The organism is Streptomyces sp. ADI95-17, assembly GCF_003846175.1.
GTDB lineage: Bacteria > Actinomycetota > Actinomycetes > Streptomycetales > Streptomycetaceae > Streptomyces > Streptomyces sanglieri.
Genome location: NZ_ML123045.1, coordinates 146119 through 165349, shown reverse-complemented (window position 1 = coordinate 165349; position 19231 = coordinate 146119). Strand labels below are relative to the sequence as shown.

The following is a 19231-nucleotide window of genomic DNA, read 5'->3' as shown; positions in this document are numbered from 1 at the left end:
TCAGCAGAGGATCCAGCCCGTGCTGCCCGACTTCCCCGAGATGGTGGCCGAGGCCCTGACGCACCGGTTCAGCGCATGGACCGTCACCGGGCCGGCCTGCTTGGTGTACCGGCCCCGGTCGACGACGGGGCTGCCGCCGCGCGCCTGGAGCGTCACGGACATGGCGCGGCGCGGACCGGACTTCTTGGCGACCGCGATCGCGCAGGCATAGGAACGGTTCTTGTAGACGCGCAGCTCGCCGGTCTTGAACGAGACCGTCTTGGCGGGGCGGCCGGCGCAGACCGACGCGGCATCGGCGCGGCCGGCCGAGGGGCCGCCGAGCACCAGGCCGAGGGCGGCCACCAGCGGCAGGACGACCGAGCACACCAGCATCCGGCGGGTGCGAGCACTCCCGCCTCCGCCGTCACCCTCGTCGGAAATTTCGGCCTTTCCGGACTTTCGCGTCCCTCTGAGCACCAGCAACTCCATCACCATTCGAACACCTACGCCCCTGCGCGGCGCATGCGCATACATGCGTACGACGCAGGAGGCCATCCGGAGGTTGCGCACGGCGCGCTCCGCACTCCGGGCAACCGAATCGCCACAGCATGACTCCAACAGGACAGAGCCATACGAAAGGCAGGAACTGTCATGCTTCAGCTCCGCAACGCACAGGGCCCCCGCGCCCGGCGCCTCATCGGCCGGACGCTGCTCGCCTCCGCTCTCCTCACCGCCGTCGCCGCTCTCCCGGCAGCGGCGGCGGCCCCGCAGACCCCGGCGACCGCGGCGGCCCCGGCCCCGGCACGCGGCGAGACCGGCGCCCCCGCGTACCAGCAGGTCGCCCACTTCTACGGCGCCTACATCGATGCCGTCACCGCCGAGAACGGCGGCAGGCTCGCCACCGACCTGCGGAACTTCTATCTGACCCGCCAGCTGCGCGAACAGCTGAACACCTGGGAGCAGCGCAACCACGCGGACGGGGTGCTCCGCGCCCAGAACACCCCGCTCGCCTTCCGGGTCACCCCGGGCGACAGCGCCGCCGGCCACACCTGGTCGACGGTCCGGCTCACCTGGAGCACCGGCAAGCACCCGACGTACTCGTACCTGACCGTCCGCTCGGACCTGCACACCGGAAAGATCTCCGGCATCGGCGACTGACCCGGGGACGCGCCGGGGCGGGACGGGTCCGCCGCTCACACCTGTGCGGGCTCGTCCTCCCCGATGAACGTGCGCCACAGCACGGCGTAGTGCCCATCCCTGGCCAGCAGTTCGTCGTGCGTGCCGTCCTCGACGACCCGGCCGTGGTCCATCACCACGACCCGGTCGGCGCGGGCCGCCGTGGTCAGCCGGTGGGCGACGACCAGGGTGGTGCGGCGGCCGGTGAGCCGGTCGGTCGCCTGGTTGACCAGGGCCTCACTGGCCAGGTCCAGCGAGGCGGTCGCCTCGTCGAGCAGCAGGACGTCCGGGTCGACGAGTTCGGCGCGGGCCAGCGCGATCAGCTGGCGCTGGCCGGCCGAGAGGTTGCGGCCCCGCTCGGCGACCTCGTGCAGATAGCCGCCGTCCAGGGTGGCGATCATGTCGTGGGCACCGACCGCCCGCGCCGCCGACTCCACCTCGGCGTCGGTGGCCTCGGGCCGCCCGTAGGCGATGGCGTCCCGGACCGTGCCCTCGAAGAGGTACGCCTCCTGCGGTACGACGCCGAGCCGGTGCCGGTACGCGGTGAGGTCGAGGCGGCGCAGATCGGTGCCGTCCGCCGTGACCCGGCCGCCCGTGGGGTCGTAGAAGCGGGCGACGAGCTTGACGAGGGTGGACTTGCCCGCACCGGTCTCGCCGACGAAGGCGACCGTCTGTCCGGCCGGTATCCGCAGGTCGACCCCGGCCAGGGCCTCCTCGGCGCCGTCGCCGGAGCCGTACGCGAAGGACACGTCCTCGAAGGCGATCTCGCCGCGCAGCGACAGCACGTCCAGCGGTTCGTCCGCGGCGTCGGTGGAGGTCGGCTCGCGCAGCAGCTCCTGGATCCGGCCCAGCGAGACGGTGGCCTGCTGGTAGCCGTCGAAGACCTGGGAGAGCTGCTGCACCGGGGCGAAGAACAGATCGATGTAGAGCAGGTACGCGACCAGCGCACCGGTGGTGAGCGTGCCGTTGTCGACCCGGCCGGCGCCGACGATCAGGACGGCGGCCGCGGCCACCGAGGACAGCAGCTGCACGAACGGGAAGTAGACCGAGATCAGCCACTGGCCCCGGACCCGGGCCTCGCGGTAGTGGTCGCTGCGCTCGGCGAACCGCTGCGCGCCGTCGTGCTCGCGGCGGAACGCCTGCACGATCCGCAGCCCGGAGACGGACTCCTGGAGGTCGGCGTTGACCACGCTGATGCGCTCGCGGGCCAGCTCGTACGCCTTGACGCTCTTGCGGCGGAAGAAGAACGTACCGACGACCAGCAGCGGCAGCGTCGCGAAGACCACGAGGGCCAGCTGCACGTCGAGGACCAGCAGCGCGACCATGATGCCGAAGAAGGTGACGACGGAGACGAAGGCGGTGACCAGACCGGTCTGCAGGAACGTCGACAGCGCGTCCACGTCCGTCGTCATCCGGGTCATGATGCGGCCGGTCAGCTCGCGCTCGTAGTAGTCCAGGCCGAGCCGCTGGAGCTGCGCGAAGATCTTCAGCCGCAGTGAGTACAGCACCCGCTCGCCGGTGCGGCCGGTCATCCGGGTCTCGCCGATCTGGGCGGCCCACTGCACGAGGACGACCACCAGGGCCAGCGCGGACGCCGCCCAGACCGCGCCGAGCGCGAGCTGCGAGACGCCCTGGTCGATGCCGTGCCGGATCAGCACCGGCAGCAGCAGGCCGGCGCCCGCGTCGACCGCGACCAGCGCCAGGCTCACCAGCAGCGGCAGCCCGAAGCCGCGCAGCAGCCTGCGCAGCCCGTACGAGTCCTCGGCGCGGACGGCCCGCGCCTCGTCGATGTCGGGGGTGTCGGTGGCGGGCGGCAGCGCCTCGACCTGGGCGAGCAGCTCGGGGGTGGCGGGCATGCCGGCCGCGTCGGTGTCGCGCGGCTCCTCCTTGCGCACCCACAGGTGGGGGCTGATGCCGCGCTCGGCGTCGAACTCGGCGTCCAGCTCCTCCTGGAGCGCGCGGTCGTCCTCGGGGGTGGTGTCGGCCGGGGCGGCCGTCGGCAGGTGTCCGGGCGAGGTGCCGCCCAGCTCGTCCGGGTCGGTGAGCAGCCGCCGGTAGAGCGGGGAGCGGCGCTCCAGCTCCTCGTGCGTGCCGATGTCGGCGAGCCTGCCGTGCTCCAGGACGGCGATCCGGTCGGCGAGGCCGAGGGTGGAGCGGCGGTGGGCGATCAGCAGGGTGGTGCGGCCGGCCATCACCTGGCGCAGCGCCTCGTGGATCTCGTGCTCGACCCGGGCGTCGACGGCGGAGGTGGCGTCGTCGAGGAGGAGCAGCCGGGGGTCGGCGAGGATGGCGCGGGCGAGCGCGACGCGCTGGCGCTGGCCGCCGGAGAGGGTGAGCCCGTGCTCGCCGACCTTGGTGTCGTAGCCCTCGGGCAGCTCCGCGATGAACCGGTCGGCCTGGGCGGCGCGGGCCGCCTCCTCGATCTGTTCCCGGGAGGCGTCGGGGAATCCGTAGGCGATGTTGGCGCGGACGGTGTCGGAGAACAGGAAGCTGTCCTCCGGTACGAGGCCGATGGCGGCGCGCAGCGATGCCTGGGTCAGTTCGCGGACGTCGTGGCCGCCGACCAGGACGGCGCCGTGCGTCACGTCGTAGAAGCGGGGCAGCAGCAGCGAGACGGTGGACTTGCCGCTGCCGGACGCGCCGACGACGGCGACGGTCTCGCCGGGCTCGATGGTCAGCGAGAACCCGTCGAGAACGGGGCGGTCCTCGTCGTAGCCGAACCGTACGTCGTCGAACTCGACGCTCGCGGGGGCGTCCGCCGGGAGGTCCTTGGCGCCGTCCTTCATGGTCGGCTCGGTGTCGATCAGCTCCAGTACGCGCTCGACGCCGGCCCGGGCCTGCTGGCCGACGGTGAGGACCATGGCGAGCATCCGGACCGGTCCGACGAGCTGGGCGAGATACGTGGAGAACGCCACGAACGTACCGAGGGTGATCTCACCCCGGGTGGCGAGCCAGCCGCCGAGTGCCAGCATCGCGACCTGGCCGAACGCGGGGACGGCCTGGAGGGCGGGGGTGTAGCGGGAGTTCAGCCGGATCGTCCGCAGCCGCCCGGCGAACAGCTTCCGCCCCACCTCGCGCAGCTTGCCGGTCTCCTGCTCCTCCTGCCCGAACCCCTTGACGACCCGGACCCCGGAGACGGCCCCGTCGACCACACCGGCGACGGCGGCGGCCTGCCCCTGGGCGTACCAGGTGGCGGGGAAGAGGCGGGCGCGGGAGCGGCGGGCGATGAACCAGAGGGCGGGGGCGACGGCGATCGCGACCAGGGTGAGCAGCGGCGAGAGCCACGCCATGATCACCAGGGATATGAGGAAGAGCAGTACGTTCCCGATGGTCATCGGGAGCATGAACAGCAGCCCCTGGATCAGCTGGAGGTCGCTGGTGGCGCGCCCGACGACCTGGCCGGTGGACAGTTCGTCCTGCCGCTTCCCGTCGAGCCGGGTGATCGTCCCGTACATCTCGGTACGGAGGTCGTGCTGCACGTCGAGGGCAAGCCGGCCGCCGTAGTACCGGCGGATGTACGTGGCTATGTACACGAGCCCGGCGGCGGCTATGAGGAGTCCGGTCCAGACGGCGAGGGACCGGGTGTGGCCGACCACGACGTCGTCGATGATCACCTTGGTGATCAGCGGGACGAGCGCCATCACCGCCATGCCGGCGAGCGACGAGCCGAGCGCCAGCAGCACATTGCGCCGGTAGCGCCATGCGTACCCGCACAGCCGCCGGGCCCACCCCGGGGCCTGCGCCGCGCCCTGTACGTCCCCTGTGTCCGTCACCGGTGCCTCCCCGTCCGTCCTGCTCTACCGGAAGGCACCAACGCGGTGGGCAGCGGATTTCATCCCGCCGTTACAAAACCGGGCCGAAGAGGGGGCCGAGAGCGCCGAGCGCGTGCGGCGGCGCCAGGAGCCCGACCTGGCCCGGGATCATGGAGCTGGACGGCGACACGATGCGGGTGGCGTTCACCGCGCACGCGGGTTCCGGGGCGTCGGAGTCGGACGCGGGGACGGACGGCGGGGCGGGCCCGGGGACGGACGGCGGGGCGGGCCCGGGGACGGGCGGCGGGGCGGGCCCGGGGGCTGCCGAGGCCCGCGCAGCCCACGGCTGAGCGGGCCTCGGTGCGGGCCGGGGCCGGTCCGGCCCCGGCCCGCCGGAGCCGGTCCCTACGGCCGCGGCGTCGCGGTGAGCATCCGTACGGCCGGAGCCTCCGGCACCGCGGGCACCGCTTCCTGCGGGGCGGCGGGCGGGGCGATGGTCGAGGTCGTCTTCGCGGCGACGGCCGGGTTGAGGTCCTTGTGCACGGCGCGGGCGACGGCCTGGATGGTGTTGATGCCGTCGTTCATCGTCTTGTTGTCCTGGGTGAGCACGGTGATCCCGTAGTCGTGCCCCTTGCCGGTGAACGCGCCGATGCTGTGCACCCGCCAGCCGTGGGTGGCGCGCGGCAGCCAGCCGTTCTTGACCTGCACGGTCGTCCCGGACGGCGCCCCGGCGGGGGTGCCCCAGCGCTGCGAGGAGACGACCTTGCGCATCAGGCCCAGCTCGTAGGCGCGCGAGTTGTCGCTCAGCACGGAGTTCTTGGCGGTCAGCAGGGTCAGCAGCCGCAGCTCGTCCTGGGCGGTGATCTGGGTCAGCCCCCAGTAGCCGCCGGAGCCGGGCACGGTGTGCGTCATCCCGGCGGCCTTGAGGAACGCCTTGACCTTGGTCACCCCGAGCTGCTTCCACAGGCTGGTGGTCGCGTTGTTGTCGGACTTGGTGATCATGGCGGTGGCGAGGTCGGTCTCGCGCTGGGTGAGGTAGCGGTTGTGCTTCTTGTTGTCCCAGAGCAGCGTCGCCAGCACGGTCGCCTTCACGACACTGGCGGAGTCGTACTTCGTCGTCGCCCGCAGGGTGCAGTTGGTCTTGGTCTTGCGGTCGTAGAGCGCCACGGCCGTCGTCGACTTCCGGCCCTTGAGCGCGGCGGTGATGTCCTTCGTCAGCTTCGCGGCGAGCCCGGCCTTGCCGGACGTGCAGCTCACCGTCGGAGTGGCCGCCACGGCGGGCGCGGCGCCGAGCGCCACGGGTGCGAGCACGCCCGCGGCGAGCGCGACGGACAGCGCGGCCTTGGCGCGACGGGATATGCAGGGCTGTTCTTTCATGCTGCTGGTCCCCCATGAGTGGATCGGTACGGTGCGCCCCCCCGGCGCACCCGGGAGTAACGACTCACCGGTACGCCGGAAAGTTGCGCAGGGCGGGCTGTGATTCGCCGCGGTCGCGCGGGTATCGGTCACCGGGTGCGACCCGGCACATCGACCGAGGAGGAATCTTTGACGAGCGCTCAGCCGGTCCGGCACGCCGATGCGTACCGCTGCGGCCGGCTCTTCGCGGCGGTCGCGGCCCTGCAGAGGCTCGCGCAGAACGAACACCATGGGCTGGGACAGCCGGGAGTCGCGGAGAAGGCCGCCGCACGTCCGGAACCCGTTCTGCGGGAGCCGCTGCGGGAGATCGTCCACTACCTGGTGCAGGCCCGGACCCGCGGACACGGAGCGGCGGCGGACCCGGTCTTCCGGTCGCTGACCGACTTCCTGCCACCGGCGAAGGCCGTGCCCACCAGCCTCCATCCCGACGAGCGGCCGGACTTCCACCGGGGCAGGGAGGAGCAGGCGGCGCTCATCGCGAAGGAGCACCCGCCCCTCAGGTGAACGCGCCGCCCTCCTCCGGCGAACGGGCCGACGCCTACAGGTGCGTCGGCTCGAACATCCTCAGCAGGGCCGGGAGCACGACCACCGAGGGGCCGGGCGCCGCGAGGGACGCGGCCAGGTCGGCGGTGAGCGTTTCCGGGGTGGTGCGGGTCGCCGGGACGCCGAAGGACTCGGCGAGGGCCACGAAGTCGGGGCGGGTCAGCTCCGTCGCCGTGGCCTCGCCGAAGGCGCCCGTCATGTATTCGCGCAGGATGCCGTAGCCGCCGTCGTCGACGATCAGCCAGGTGACCGGGAGGTCGTACTGGCGGGCCGTGGCCAGTTCCGCGATCGAGTACATCGCGCCGCCGTCGCCGGAGACCGCGAGGACCGGCCGCGTACGGTCGGCCGCCGCCGCGCCGAGCGCGGCCGGGAAGCCGTAGCCGAGGCCGCCCGCGCCCTGGGCCGAGTGCATCGTGTTGGGGTGGCGGGCGTCGAAGGCGGACCAGGCCCAGTAGGCGAGGATCGTCATGTCCCAGAAGCTGGGCGACGTGTCGGGCAGCGCCTGGCGGACCGAGGCAATCAGCCGCTGTTCCAGGGTGAGTTCCTGGGCGGCGATCCTGTCCCGTACCGCGTCGAGTACCGCACGGACCCGGTCCGGCGCCGACGGGTCCTCGCGGTGGTCGACCGCTTCCAGGAGGTCGGACAGCGCCTCGCGGGCATCGGCGTGGATGCCGAGCGCGGGATGGTTGGACTCCAGCTTCCCGGCGTCCGCCTCGATCTGGATCACCCGGCCGCGCGGGGCGAACGTGTGGTAGTTCGAGGAGAGTTCGCCGAGGCCGGAGCCGATGACCAGCAGCACGTCGGCGGACTCCAGGAAGTCCGTCGTGTACCGGTCCTCCAGCCAGGACTGGAGCGACAGCGGGTGCTCCCAGGGGAAGGCGCCCTTGCCGCCGAAGGTGGTGACGACGGGGGCGTCGAGCTTCTCCGCGAGTGCCAGCAGCTTGCCGGACGCGTCGGACCGTACGACTCCGCCGCCCGCGATGATCGCCGGACGCTCGGCCTTCGAGAGCAGGTCGGCCGCCACGGCGGTCAGTTCGGGACGGGCGTGCAGCTCGCGCGGGGTGGCGTCCATCGCCGTGACGGCCGGAAGCGTGGTCCCGGCGAGGAGCACGTCCTGCGGGATCTCGATCCAGACCGGGCCGTGCGGGGCGGTCAGCGCGGACTCCCAGGCGGCGGCGATCGCCGACGGGATCTGGGAGGCGGTGCGGACGGTGTGGACGGACTTCACGACGTCGCGGAACGACGCCTTCTGGTCGCGCAGTTCGTGCAGATAGCCGTGGCGTCCGCCGCCCAGGCCCGCCACCGGGATCTGGCTGGAGATGGCCAGCACGGGTGCGGAGGCGGCCGCCGCCTCCTGGAGCGCGGCGAGGGAGGTGAGGGCGCCCGGCCCGGTGGAGAGCAGCAGGGGCGCCATTTCCCCGGTGATCCGGCCGTACGCGTCGGCGGCGAAGCCCGCGTTGTTCTCGACGCGCAGTCCGATGTACGTCAGGGACGAGCGGCGCAGCGCGTCGAACATGCCGAGCGCGTGCTGGCCGGGCAGGCCGAAGACGGTGGTCGCGCCGAGGCCCTGGAGGGTCTCGACGACGAGGTCGCCGCCGTTGCGCCCGGCCGGGGGGTTCAGGGCGGCCGCGATCTGCTCGGGGGTGAGCCGCGGCCGCTCGTCGTGGTGGTCGTGGCTCACTTCGTACGGGCCTCTGCGATCTGGCGGGACATGATCGTGGTCAGCTCGTACGCCGTGTGGGAGGCGGCGACGGAGGTGATCTCGGCGTGGTCGTACGCGGGGGCGACCTCGACCAGGTCGGCGGAGACCAGGTTGCAGGAGGACAGCCCGCGGACGATCTCCAGGAGCTCGCGGGAGGTCAGGCCGCCGGCCTCGGGGGTGCCGGTGCCGGGGGCGTGCGCCGGGTCCAGCACGTCGATGTCGATGGAGATGTACAGCGGCCGGTCGCCGATGCGCTGGCGCAGCTGGTCGGCGACCTCGTCGACGCCGCGCCGCATCACGTCGGCGGAGGTGACGATGCCGAAGCCCATCTTCGCGTCGTCGTCCAGGTCCTGCTTGCCGTAGAGCGGGCCGCGGGTGCCGACGTGGGAGAGCGCGGAGGTGTCGAGGATGCCTTCCTCGACGGCGCGGCGGAACGGGGTGCCGTGGGTGTACTCGGCGCCGAAGTAGGTGTCCCAGGTGTCGAGGTGCGCGTCGAAGTGGAGCAGCGCGACCGGGCCGTGCTTCTTGGCGACCGAACGCAGCAGCGGCAGCGCGATGGTGTGGTCGCCGCCGAGCGTCATCATGCGGGCGCCGGTGCCGAGCAGGTCGTCGGCGGCGGCCTCGATCGTCTCGACGGCCTCGTTGATGTTGAACGGGTTCGCGGCGATGTCACCGGCGTCGGCGACCTGCGCGAGTGCGAACGGCGAGGCGTCCTGCGCCGGGTTGTACGGGCGCAGCAGGCGCGAGGCCTCACGGATCGCGTTGCCGCCGAAGCGGGCGCCGGGCCGGTAGGAGACACCGGTGTCGAAGGGCACGCCGACGACGGCGACATCGGCGGTGCCGACCTCGTCGAGGCGGGGCAGCCGGGCGAACGTCGCGGGTCCGGCGTACCGCGGGACGCGGGAGGAGTCGACGGGGCCGCGCGGCGTTTCGTTGCTGCTCATGTGTGGTGCCTTCCTTCGGGTTGCGTGCGTTGTCCAGTGTGCGGGGCGGGGCGGGCGGGACGTGGCCGCCCCTCCCGGGGCGTGCGGGGGCGGCTACGTCGTGGCCGGCTCGTTCACCGGCTCCACCGTGTCCGCGCCCCGTCCCGCCAGCCGTTCGCGCCAGGCCGCGAGTACGGCGGCGTCGGTCGGCTTCGTCGCCAGGGAGACGATCACGTACACCGAGAGCGAGGCCAGCAGTCCGTAGTAGACCGGTTCGTTGGCGAGGATCCCGTAGGCCGCCATCAGGCCGATCACCGCGAGGCCGCCGACCGACACCGCGGCCAGCGCGCCCGCCGCGGTGCCCCGGCGCCACAGCAGACCGCCGAGGATCGGCACCAGCAGACCGCCGACGAGCAGGTTGTACGCGACGGTCAGGGCCTCGACGACGTCGTTGAGCGCGATGGCGATCAGGATGACGGCGACGCCCATGACGAGGATGAAGACCCGGTTGCCCTTCACCTCGTCGTGCTCGCCCTCGGCGGCCCCGCCGCCCCGGGACACCACGCCCCGCAGCCGGGACCAGATGTCGTTGTTGGCGACGGTGGCGCAGGCGATCAGCGCACCGGAGGACGTGGACATCACGGCGGCCAGCGCGGCGGCCAGCACCAGCCCGCGCACACCGACCGGCAGTTCGTCCTTGACGATGGTGGCGAACGCGGAGTCGGCGCTGGGCAGCGTCGGGTACATGACCTTCGCGGCGGTGCCGATGACGGCGCCGGCGATGGCGTAGACGAGGCAGTAGGTACCGGCGACGGTGCCGCCGATGCGGGCGACCTTGTCGCTGCGGGCGGTGAACACCCGCTGCCAGATGTCCTGGCCGATCAGCATGCCGAAGGTGTAGATCAGCACATAGGTGAAGATCGTCTCGCCGCCGATGCCGAGCGGGTCGAAGTACTCGGTGGGCAGCTTCGCCTTCATCTCGCTGAAGCCGCCCGCCTTGATCACCGCGATGGGCAGCAGGAGCAGCAGCACGCCGATGGTCTTGACGACGAACTGCACCATGTCGGTGAGCGTGATCGACCACATGCCGCCGAGCGTGGAGTACGCCACGACGATGGCGCCGCCGAGGATGATCGCGACGGTCCGGTTCAGGTCGAACAGGACGTCGAAGATGGTGGCGTACGCGATGGTCGAGGTGACCGCGAGCATCAGCGTGTACGCCCACATCACGACGCCGGAGATGATCCCGGCCCGGCCGCCGTAGCGCAGGTCGAGCATCTCGGAGACGGTGTAGACCTTCAGCCGTGCGATGCGCGCGGAGAAGAAGACGGACAGGGCGAGCAGTCCGAGGCCGATGGTGAAGACCATCCAGGCGCCGGAGAGGCCGTACTGGTAACCGAGTCCTACGCCGCCGATGGTGGAGGCACCGCCGAGGACGATGGCGGCCATCGTGCCGGAGTACATCCCGGGGCCGAGCCTGCGGCCCGCCACCAGGAACTCGCTCTTGGACTTGGCGCGGCGCATGCCCCACCAGCCCATGGCGAGCATGCCGGCCAGATAGATGATGATCACCGCGTAGTCGACGGCCATGGGCTTCCTCCACTTCGGTCACAAGTGCACATGTCTTATGTGAAGAAGACGGTAGGTGGCCCGCAAGCGACGCTGAAGAGTACGTTTCATCCATAATTGATGTCACCGATGGATGGATCGTCCATGCCGGAAACCTCGGCCGGGCCGCCCCCGACGCCCGTTCCCCCGACCGCACCGCCCCTCACGCCCCCGCCGACCCCTCCGATCCCGCTCGCCGAACTGCTCGCCCACGAGGAGCTCGGGCTGCGCCGGATCGCCGGTCCGGCACAGGCGGATCTGCTGTGGGTGCACACCTCGGAGATGGCCGACCCGTACCCCTATCTGCTCGGCGGTGAGCTGCTGCTGAGCGCCGGGGTGCTGCTGAAGGACCCGGACGCGTACGTGGACCGGCTGGTGGAGGCGGGGGCGGCGGCGCTCGGTTTCGGGGTGACGCCGGTGTTCGACACGGTGCCGCGGGCGTTGATCGAGGCGTGCGACCGGCACGGTCTGCCGCTGCTGGAGGTGCCGCCCGAGACCCCGTTCACGGCGATCGCCCGGACGGTGTGGCGACTGATGGCCGAGGCCCGCCACCGCGAGCTGCGCCGGGTGACGCGCGCCCAGCAGGCCCTGGCCACGGCGGCGGCCCGGCCGGACCCGGTCCCGGCGGTGCTGCACCAGCTGGCGGCCCAGCTGGAGGGCCGGGCGGCACTGCTCGCCGCGGACGGCGAGGAGCTGCACGCGTCGGGCCGCCGCCCGGCCCCCGACGTCGGGGCCGCGCTGGCCAGGCTCACCCGGGTGGTCTGCGCCGGGTCACGCCCCGCCCCGGCCTCCGCCACCGACACCCTGCGGGACACCCATCTGTCGGCGTACGCGCTGGGCGGCGGCCAGGGGCTCGTCCTGGCGCTGGCGACGGACCGGCGCGAGGCGGGCGACCACACCATCGCCGGGATCGCGGTGGTCCTGCTCTCCCTGCTGGCCGCCCCGCACCAGGGCGCCGACGCCGCGGGCCGCTCGGCCGCACTGGTACGGATGCTGCTGGGCGCGGACCCGCAGGACGTCGCGCCGCTGCTCGGGGGCGCCGAGCAGTGGACGGTGGTGCACGCGCGCCGCAGCGGCGACGGCCCGGTCGACCCGCTCACCACCGGCGCGCTGGGCGCCGCCCTCGGTTCGGCCCTGGTCGACGCGGGCCGGGGCGGCGACGCCGTACGGGTGCTGATCCCCGGCGGCGACCGGATCACCCCGCAGCCCGGCTGGACCCTCGGCGCGTCCGCCCCCGCCGCCATCACCGCCCTCGACCTCGCCGACGACCAGGCCTCCCGGGCCCTGGGCCGCGCCCTCGCCACCCGCACCCCACTGGCCCACCACCACAACGGCGGCGGGGCCGGGCTGGCCGCCCTGATCCCGCCCGACCGCGCCGAGGCGCACGCCCGCGCCCTCCTCGCCCCGCTCACCGAGCCGCTGACCGAGACCCTGCGCTGCTGGCTGAGCCTCCACGGCAGCTGGGACCGTACGGCCACGGCCCTGCGGATCCACCGCAACACGGTCCGCCAGCGCATCGCCCGCTGCGCGGCCCTGCTGGACGCGGACCTGGACGACATGGACGTACGGACGGAGCTGTGGTTCGCGCTGCGGATGCGGTGATCAGCGCCCCAGGAGGGCCCTGGATGGATCCTCCTGGGCGATCTCTCCCATCCACATGCGCCGGCCGAGTTCGTCGAGCTCGGCCCGGCGCTCCTCGTACTCCGGTAGCGCCTGCGACAGCACTCGCCAGAAGTCCGCCCGATGACCCGGGATCCGGACGTGGGCCAGCTCATGGGCGACGACATAGTCCACAAGGTGCATCGGAAGCTGGAAGAGCGGCCACCCGAGGCTCATACGGCCGGGGCCCCGCTCATCATCGCCCGGGCGATATCTGCCCCACCGCTCGCCGAGATCACACACATCGAGATCCGGTTCGTCGACCGCCATTCTGGCCGCCCACGGTTGGAGCCTCCCCGACGTCCACCCATGCCCGGCACGGCAGTACCAACCGATCAACGCCGCCCTGCCCTGCTCCGGATTCTCCGCCTGCTCCCGGCTGATGACCAGCCGCCCGGCGATCAACCGGACTCTGCCATCGGCCGGCTGGTCCGCCGAGATCGCGAGACGGTACGACCGCCCCAGGTAGCGGAAGACCTCGCCCTCGATCAGACGCTTCGCAGGATTGAGCGGGCGGGTGCGCTCACGCACAGAGACCTTGGTCATCACCCACGACCAGTGTGCGCGGACGAACGCTTCCGCTTCTACCGACGGACGACCCACGGGCGCGTGCAGGGTCAGACCGGCATCGGACTCCACCGTCAGGGCAAACCTTTTGCGCCGGCCGCTGACCCTCACCGTGAGCGCCATGCCCCCGACAGCGAGCTGGCCCCCCTCGGCAAGGGTCTCAGAAATGCTTTCGTCAGCGATGGCGGTCACGTGGCCTATTCTCCCCGCGCCCTGGCCAGAAACTGGCCACGGTTGCTCGCCGCGTACGCAGCGAGTCGTTGCGCGATGCCTTGCAACGGCTTCCAGTCCGTGGTGGCGGGCCTCAGGCCGCCCTTGATCAACTGGTTCTGGATGCTCTTCGCCAGGCCGTCGAGGTCCTGGTGCTGTCCTTGGTACGACGCCTTCGTCATGGTCTGCGCGGCCGTGTCGCACACCACGCCGACCAGGGGTCGCGTGTCCTCGGCTCCTCGTACGACGTCCGGGTTCTCGTCCAGGAGCTGGTCCAGCAGCCGGTACACCTTCTGCTCCAGCGGGCTGAGCCCGGCCAGCGCAGGGTCTTCCTCGTCCTCCTGCCTGGCTTGTTCGATGAGCGGACCGAACTCCTCGATCTGGTCCTCGAAACGTCCGGCCAGCTCCCGCAGGATCTCCTCCAGTCGCTCCGAGAGCCGGGTGTACTTCTCAGGGTCCTCACGCTTGACCCGCTCCTCCAGATGGAATCGGAGCGCGTGTCCCATCTCGGCCGCGGCCTCGCGCGGCGGCATCTTCCGAACCGTCTCGTCGAACGCGGGCGAGGCGAGCGAGACCGGCGCGATGACCTGCTCGATCTCCGGTCCCTCCAAATGATCGGCGATCATCGCGCGGACCTTGCGGCCGTAGTTGCGCAGGGTGAACGTCCCTCCCGGTGCGTCGCGGTGGAGCCTGCGGATGCGCTTCTGGAGCATCCCCCAGCGCCGGGCGTCGGCAACGAAGTCCAGGCCGTGCTCGTGCGGCAGGACGCGTTCCAGTACAGCGAGGAACCGGTGCAGCACCTCGTCGTAGTCGAACCGCGCCGTCTCCTCCTCGAAGGTCAGCGCCGCGGCACGTACGTGGGAGAAATCGGCGAGATCCGCGTCGGTGACCCCGTGTTTCCGCAGAAACTCGCGCACCGCTTCGGCCGCCGGTCCGAGACCGTCGATCTCCTTGGACAGACTGCGCATGGTGTCGTCGACATCGGCCTGCTGATAGGCGGCCAGCGCGCCGGTCAGGTGCTCGAAGACGCCGTAGTAGTCGACGACATAGCCGACCTCCTTGCCCGGCATCGGCCGGTTGACCCGCGCGACGGCCTGAAGCAGTTCGGCGTCACGGATCGGCCGGTCCAGGTAGAGAGCCTGCTCACGCGGGGCGTCGAACCCCGTGAGAAGCATCGACTTGACGATGAGGAAGGCGACGGGGCTGTCGGTGTGCACGGGGTCCGGCACGGCGGTCTTCGGGGAAGAGGGCTGCTCGGAACCCGTCCCGGACGACCACGGGTAGTCCGCCCCGGAAGGAGGAGCGTCATCCACCACTGGCGGGTTGAAAGGAGTCGCAACAACCCAGTCGGGTTCCGGTGCGAGATGGGGGAACGCTTGATGGAAGCGCTTGATGTATGCCTTCTGCCGCCCCTCGTCGGTCCAGTGCAGCCACTGCCGGAGTTTGCGCTCCGAACCCGGTGAGATGACCGGCACGAAATCGACGCGCCGCAGCAACGACCGGTACTGGTGGGCCTGGTAGAGGTAGCGCAGCCGCCGGGGCAGTTTCTCCAGCGGGATTCCACTCACCGACTCCGGGTCGAACGAGGCCAGTTCGTGCATGAGCGCGTCGCGTGCCAGCCGCAGCGCGTGGTGGTACTCGACGGCCGCCTTCCGGCTGACCGCCGCGACCTGGGCCTTGAAACCGCCGCCCGGCAGCACCCACGTCACCCAGTGCTCCAGCATGTCCTCGGCCTTGGCTCGGATCATCGGACGCGACTCGGCGACGTCCCGCTCGGTGGGCCAGCGCCGTATCAGTGCCTTGCGCTCGTCGTCAGTACGGCCACGGATCAGATCCGCGAAGTTCCGGTCGAGGCCGTCCTTGTCGAAGACCTTGCCCTCGCCGGTGCGGCCCTCGTAGCGGATTCGGACGACCACTCCGTCGTGCTCGGCCTCCGCCATCCGGTAGGTGTCGAGGAATCCACGGTCCGGGCCGCCGCTGAAGATCCGGCGCGTGTCCCCCGCCTTGCCGGTCATGATCGGTGTGCCGGTGAATCCGATCTTTGCCGCGTTGGGGATGGCTTTGCGCAGAGCCGCATGCAGCACGCTGGTGTGCGAGCGGTGGGCTTCGTCGACGAGGACGAGGATGTCGGGTGAGGTGTTGCACAGCGGGAAGTTCGGGTCGGGCGGCGGAACATCGGCCCGACGCTCCCGCCTGGCTCGCTCTGCGTCCTTGTACTCGCCGGCCAGGTCCCGGTCGTCGCCGCCGCCGTCCTCAGCCTCCGCGTCAAAGGCGAACCCGCCCACGCCATACTTCTGGATCATCGCAAAGACGACCCGCTGCCCGCCGTCGCGCAGCAGCCCTTCCATCTGCGTACGGGTCTCGGCCGTGACGACGTCGGACCGGCTCAGCTTCAGGGTCTCGGAAAGCTGGTCCTGCAACTGCGTACGGTCGGTGACGACCACGACCGTGAACTCGCCGAGTCTGTGGTGCAAATGGACGCGGCGGACGAGAAACGTCATGGTCAGGCTCTTGCCGGAGCCCTGGGTATGCCAGATGACCCCGCCGCGCTCGTCGTCGGGCACGGATTCGCCGCGCGTCCTGCCGGTGAGCAGCTTGCGTACCGCCTTCTCCGCCGCGCGGTACTGCTGGTGCCGAGCGACGGCCTTCACGGTGCGGGCCCCGCCCGACTCCGTCTCGATGGGGAGCGGGATGACGTAGTGACGTACGACGTTGAGAAGCGCGGCCGGACGCAGGACGACGCCGACGAGCTTGTGCCGCTCGTTGAGTCTCCCCACGTCGTCCGGCAGCTCGGCCCTGAGCGTGGCGCTGCTCTCCGGTTCGATGCTGCGCCACGGGTGGAAGTGGTCGGGGGTGGAGGTGACGGTGCCGAGGTAGGCGGTCTCCTCGGTCGCGGCGACCAGCAGTTGCACCGTGCGGAACAGCTCCGGAACACCCGCGGGGATCGGCAGATCGGTGCCATCGCGTTCGTCATCTGCGATGGGGTCGCCCGCGTAGTGCCGCAGATCGAGTACGGCGGATCGGATCGGGTCGGAGAGGTCGGGGCTCTTGCACTCGACAGCGACGAGAGGAATACCGTTCACGAAGAGAGCGATGTCGAGTATCGACACCTCGCCGGAGCGGTTTTTGACCCGGAGCTGGTCGACGACGGTGAACTCGTTGAGTCGTAGCTGCTCTTCGTGCCACTCGATGTACTGCACGGTCGCGGAGGGGCCGCCGTGCGCGGCGGACGGACCGTTGAGGACGCATCCGTGCAGTAGCAGTTCGGTGGTCTCGAAGTTGGCCTGGGCGATGCCTTTGCCGAGCGGTACGGATGCCAGCTCCGCGACGGAGCGGGCGATGTCGTTCCCGTCCATCCACGACTCGCCGTCCGCAGCACGAACGTTGATCCGTCGCAGGGCCGCGCCCAGTTGGTCGACGAGCAGCGGCGTTTCGGCATCGAGTGTGCCGATCTCCGTACCGGGGACATGCGTCCAGCCCATCGCCTCAAGCTGCGCGACGATGGGCCGCTCCACCTCGTCCCGCTCGACCTGTAGCACCATGCCCCCGCACCTTCCGCCGCCCACCGTCGCCGTGCCCGCTCAGGTGATCCATTCTGCGCCCTGAGCGGGTGGGGTGGGAGGGTTCCGGCCGAGCGGGGGCATGGCGGGGCCCGGAGGCGTACCAGGACATGTGGGGTACGCCCCCTGGGGTCGGCAGGGAGGTTCAGGGCTGCGACTGGGGTGAGTTGCTCCCGTCACAGGCTGAAAGAGCGAGTCGGGCGCCCCGGCTCCGAGCGATCCTGTGCACGTCGCGCAAGGCCTCGGCCATGCGGGCCACGACGTAGCGGAGCTGCGCCGATGTGACCTGGCGGTCGTCGAGCATGTCGTCGGCGTGGTCGAGCAGTTCGAGAGCCATGCCGAGCTGCACGCTCTCGATGTTGTCGGCTACGCGGGAGACGTGTCCGGTCCCGTCACCGATGACGTAGCAGGGCTTGCCCTCCGGGCTGGACCATGGAAGCAGTCGTGCCGAGGCACCGGGGGCCTGGGAGATCACGCGGACACCTCGATGCCGTGGATCAGGCGTGGCCCGATATCGATCCCGTGCACGGCAAGCCACAATGCCCTCCGTCGCGCCCGTCGGAGACGGGCCTCCTCGCGCTGTTCGTGAGCGACGAGGTAGGGGCGGACGAGAGGGCTGTCCTCGCCGCGCAGCACGGGCTCTGGGCGCGGGTCGAGTGTGGGGTATACGTCGGCGGGAGACGCGGCGGGATGCGACTCCATGGGGCGGTGACACCCCTGGGCGGGCCACAGAAGCCGCAACAGCGGCTCGAAGATACGGGCGATACAGTGCAGCACGTCGTCAACTCCGTTGAGGTTGATGGCCATGCCCCCGGGCCGTGTACAGCGGTCGCGGGGGTCTTGCGTTCGCGGCCGGCCTCCAGGGGCCGGTCCCATCGCGACGGCAGCGGACGATGCCTGGACATCCACCGCTGTGTAGCGATCCACTCACAGAGTGAGACGAGCCGGGCTAGGCTCGCCAGGGGGTTGCAGGTGACAGAACCGTTGTCGCACGGGAGTTGACCATGAGTAATACCTATGGCGATTGGTTGAAGGCCCAGCGCGGGGCGGCAGGCCTGACACAGCAGGAGCTGGCCGACATGGCGATCATGACGCGGTCGCACATTTCGCACATCGAGGCGGGGCGCCGCATCCCGTCCAAGGAGGACGCACGGCGCCTGGACAAGGCCCTGAACACGGGGGACGTGCTGAGCAGCTTCCTGCCGCAGGATGACATGGCGGTCGCCGACTACTTCGAGGCGGCGCTCCAGCTCGAACAACAGGCAACTGTGATTCGCGAGTTCGCACTGTCCTTCGTCCCTGGCATCCTTCAGACAGAGGCATACGCACGTGCTGTTCTACGCGTTGGTTTCCCTCCCTTGAGCGAAGAGGAGCGTGACAGGCTCGTTGTCACACGACTTGAGCGCTCGCAGATCCTCTCCAACCCTGTGGCACCCGTAGTGTGGGCGCTGTTGGACGAGGCTGTTCTGCGCCGCCCGGCCGGCAGCTCAAAGATCATGGCGGACCAGCTCACACACATCGTCCGCCTGGTCGAGACCGAGCGTGTACGTGTGCACGTGATGCCGTTCGGCATGGGGATTCACCCCCTCATGCAGAGCATGCTGACGCTGATGTGGTTCGAAGATCAGCCGCCCGTGGCCTATTCCGAAGGGCTACGCATCGGCAAGGTGCATGATGCCCCAGGCATCGTCGAGCGGCTCCAAGGAGCCTATGATCTCGCGCTAGGCGACGCACTGCCGCTGAGAGAGTCCCTTGCCCTGATACGGGCAGCAGCGAAGGAACACGAACACCATGGCTAAGCAGACCATTCCGATTGCTTCATCGCTGAACGGCTGGCGCAAGTCGTCCTACAGCGGGAACGAGGGAGGCAGCTGCGTCGAGGTGCTAAACGACTGCCCGTCAGGCATACCGGTCCGAGACTCCAAGACCCCGCACGGGCCCGCGGTAGTCTTCTCCGCGGCCAGCTGGACATCGTTCACCGCAGCTGTCAAGGCCGGGGACATCCCCGCCTGACCTCCGGGCGGCATGCCCGATGCATCTGGCGCGGGTCGGGCCGCCGCCACAACTGGTCAGACCACAGCACCTGGGCTGCGGCGCGGGCATCGAAACTTCGGCCTGTGCCATATTGATCAGAAA

The 19231-nt window shown here is 70.8% G+C and carries 16 protein-coding genes; 6 read left to right on the top strand and 10 right to left on the bottom strand.

Annotation, left to right across the window (positions count from 1 at the left end; translation table 11 throughout):
• Window positions 1-372, bottom strand: a complete 372-nt coding sequence (locus tag EES42_RS08900) for a hypothetical protein (protein ID WP_124718461.1) — start codon at window positions 370-372, stop codon at window positions 1-3.
• A 258-nt stretch (window positions 373-630) separates the two neighbouring features.
• On the opposite strand from EES42_RS08900, the gene EES42_RS08895 reads away from it, so the two are divergent.
• Window positions 631-1137 carry a hypothetical protein gene (locus tag EES42_RS08895; protein WP_124717604.1) on the top strand — a complete coding sequence of 169 codons (507 nt, stop codon included), beginning with the start codon at window positions 631-633 and terminating at the stop codon, window positions 1135-1137.
• Window positions 1138-1172: 35 nt separating this feature from the next.
• On the opposite strand, the gene EES42_RS08890 is transcribed toward EES42_RS08895, so the two are convergent.
• Complete coding sequence (locus EES42_RS08890) at window positions 1173-4928, bottom strand: ABC transporter ATP-binding protein (RefSeq protein WP_124717603.1); 3756 nt, start codon at window positions 4926-4928, stop codon at window positions 1173-1175.
• Between the two features lie 149 nt (window positions 4929-5077).
• Here EES42_RS08890 and EES42_RS08885 point away from each other — a divergent pair, with 149 nt between their 5' ends.
• Window positions 5078-5257 carry a hypothetical protein gene (locus tag EES42_RS08885; protein ID WP_124717602.1) on the top strand — a complete coding sequence of 60 codons (180 nt, stop codon included), beginning with the start codon at window positions 5078-5080 and terminating at the stop codon, window positions 5255-5257.
• 55 nt (window positions 5258-5312) lie between these two features.
• Here EES42_RS08885 and EES42_RS08880 read toward each other — a convergent pair whose 3' ends face one another.
• Window positions 5313-6284: a serine hydrolase gene (locus EES42_RS08880; protein ID WP_124717601.1), complete on the bottom strand. Its 972-nt coding sequence runs from the start codon at window positions 6282-6284 to the stop codon at window positions 5313-5315.
• Between the two features lie 168 nt (window positions 6285-6452).
• Between EES42_RS08880 and EES42_RS08875 the strand changes: the two genes are divergently transcribed.
• On the top strand, window positions 6453-6827 hold the full coding sequence (locus EES42_RS08875) for a hypothetical protein (protein ID WP_124717600.1): 375 nt from the start codon (window positions 6453-6455) through the stop codon (window positions 6825-6827).
• A gap of 34 nt (window positions 6828-6861) precedes the next feature.
• Here the strand turns inward: EES42_RS08875 and EES42_RS08870 are convergent, their stop codons facing one another.
• The 3 genes from EES42_RS08870 to EES42_RS08860 form a co-directional block, all read right to left on the bottom strand.
• A complete protein-coding gene (locus tag EES42_RS08870) occupies window positions 6862-8547 on the bottom strand; it encodes a thiamine pyrophosphate-binding protein (protein WP_124717599.1) in 1686 nt (561 codons plus the stop codon).
• Entirely contained in the window at window positions 8544-9512 is a 969-nt protein-coding gene (gene speB, locus EES42_RS08865; RefSeq protein ID WP_124717598.1) for an agmatinase, read from the bottom strand. Before speB ends, EES42_RS08870 begins: the two co-directional genes overlap by 4 nt.
• A 93-nt stretch (window positions 9513-9605) precedes the next feature.
• Complete coding sequence (locus EES42_RS08860) at window positions 9606-11081, bottom strand: sodium:solute symporter family protein (RefSeq protein ID WP_124717597.1); 1476 nt, start codon at window positions 11079-11081, stop codon at window positions 9606-9608.
• Between the two features lie 123 nt (window positions 11082-11204).
• On the opposite strand from EES42_RS08860, the gene EES42_RS08855 reads away from it, so the two are divergent.
• The gene (locus EES42_RS08855; protein WP_241196330.1) at window positions 11205-12701 is read left to right on the top strand and encodes a PucR family transcriptional regulator; all 1497 of its coding nucleotides are present in this window, start codon (window positions 11205-11207) and stop codon (window positions 12699-12701) included.
• Here the strand turns inward: EES42_RS08855 and EES42_RS08850 are convergent, their stop codons facing one another.
• The 4 genes from EES42_RS08850 to EES42_RS08835 form a co-directional block, all read right to left on the bottom strand.
• The gene (locus EES42_RS08850) at window positions 12702-13517 is read right to left on the bottom strand and encodes a M48 family metallopeptidase (RefSeq protein ID WP_241196329.1); all 816 of its coding nucleotides are present in this window, start codon (window positions 13515-13517) and stop codon (window positions 12702-12704) included.
• Window positions 13518-13522: 5 nt separating this feature from the next.
• Window positions 13523-17077 (bottom strand): type I restriction endonuclease subunit R, encoded by a 3555-nt coding sequence (locus tag EES42_RS08845; RefSeq protein ID WP_124717596.1) that lies wholly within the window; start codon window positions 17075-17077, stop codon window positions 13523-13525.
• A gap of 163 nt (window positions 17078-17240) precedes the next feature.
• On the bottom strand, window positions 17241-17567 hold the full coding sequence (locus EES42_RS08840) for a hypothetical protein (RefSeq protein WP_124718457.1): 327 nt from the start codon (window positions 17565-17567) through the stop codon (window positions 17241-17243).
• The gene (locus EES42_RS08835) at window positions 17567-17902 is read right to left on the bottom strand and encodes a hypothetical protein (protein ID WP_241196328.1); all 336 of its coding nucleotides are present in this window, start codon (window positions 17900-17902) and stop codon (window positions 17567-17569) included. The genes EES42_RS08840 and EES42_RS08835 overlap by 1 nt, the downstream gene beginning before the upstream one ends.
• Window positions 17903-18099: 197 nt before the next feature.
• On the opposite strand from EES42_RS08835, the gene EES42_RS08830 reads away from it, so the two are divergent.
• Both EES42_RS08830 and EES42_RS08825 read left to right on the top strand, forming a co-directional pair.
• Window positions 18100-18894 (top strand): helix-turn-helix domain-containing protein, encoded by a 795-nt coding sequence (locus EES42_RS08830; protein WP_124717595.1) that lies wholly within the window; start codon window positions 18100-18102, stop codon window positions 18892-18894.
• The gene (locus EES42_RS08825) at window positions 18887-19108 is read left to right on the top strand and encodes a DUF397 domain-containing protein (protein WP_124717594.1); all 222 of its coding nucleotides are present in this window, start codon (window positions 18887-18889) and stop codon (window positions 19106-19108) included. The genes EES42_RS08830 and EES42_RS08825 overlap by 8 nt, the downstream gene beginning before the upstream one ends.
• Window positions 19109-19231: the final 123 nt, after the last annotated feature.

Coding starts and splice junctions, on each gene's coding strand:
- EES42_RS08900 (WP_124718461.1), bottom strand. CDS start 372: ATGCTGGTGTGCTCGGTCGTCCTGCCGCTGGTGGCCGCCCTCGGCCTG.
- EES42_RS08895 (WP_124717604.1), top strand. CDS start 631: ATGCTTCAGCTCCGCAACGCACAGGGCCCCCGCGCCCGGCGCCTCATC.
- EES42_RS08885 (WP_124717602.1), top strand. CDS start 5,078: ATGGAGCTGGACGGCGACACGATGCGGGTGGCGTTCACCGCGCACGCG.
- EES42_RS08880 (WP_124717601.1), bottom strand. CDS start 6,284: ATGAAAGAACAGCCCTGCATATCCCGTCGCGCCAAGGCCGCGCTGTCC.
- speB (WP_124717598.1), bottom strand. CDS start 9,512: ATGAGCAGCAACGAAACGCCGCGCGGCCCCGTCGACTCCTCCCGCGTC.
- EES42_RS08860 (WP_124717597.1), bottom strand. CDS start 11,081: ATGGCCGTCGACTACGCGGTGATCATCATCTATCTGGCCGGCATGCTC.
- EES42_RS08855 (WP_241196330.1), top strand. CDS start 11,205: ATGCCGGAAACCTCGGCCGGGCCGCCCCCGACGCCCGTTCCCCCGACC.
- EES42_RS08845 (WP_124717596.1), bottom strand. CDS start 17,077: ATGGTGCTACAGGTCGAGCGGGACGAGGTGGAGCGGCCCATCGTCGCG.
- EES42_RS08835 (WP_241196328.1), bottom strand. CDS start 17,902: ATGGCCATCAACCTCAACGGAGTTGACGACGTGCTGCACTGTATCGCC.
- EES42_RS08830 (WP_124717595.1), top strand. CDS start 18,100: ATGAGTAATACCTATGGCGATTGGTTGAAGGCCCAGCGCGGGGCGGCA.
- EES42_RS08825 (WP_124717594.1), top strand. CDS start 18,887: ATGGCTAAGCAGACCATTCCGATTGCTTCATCGCTGAACGGCTGGCGC.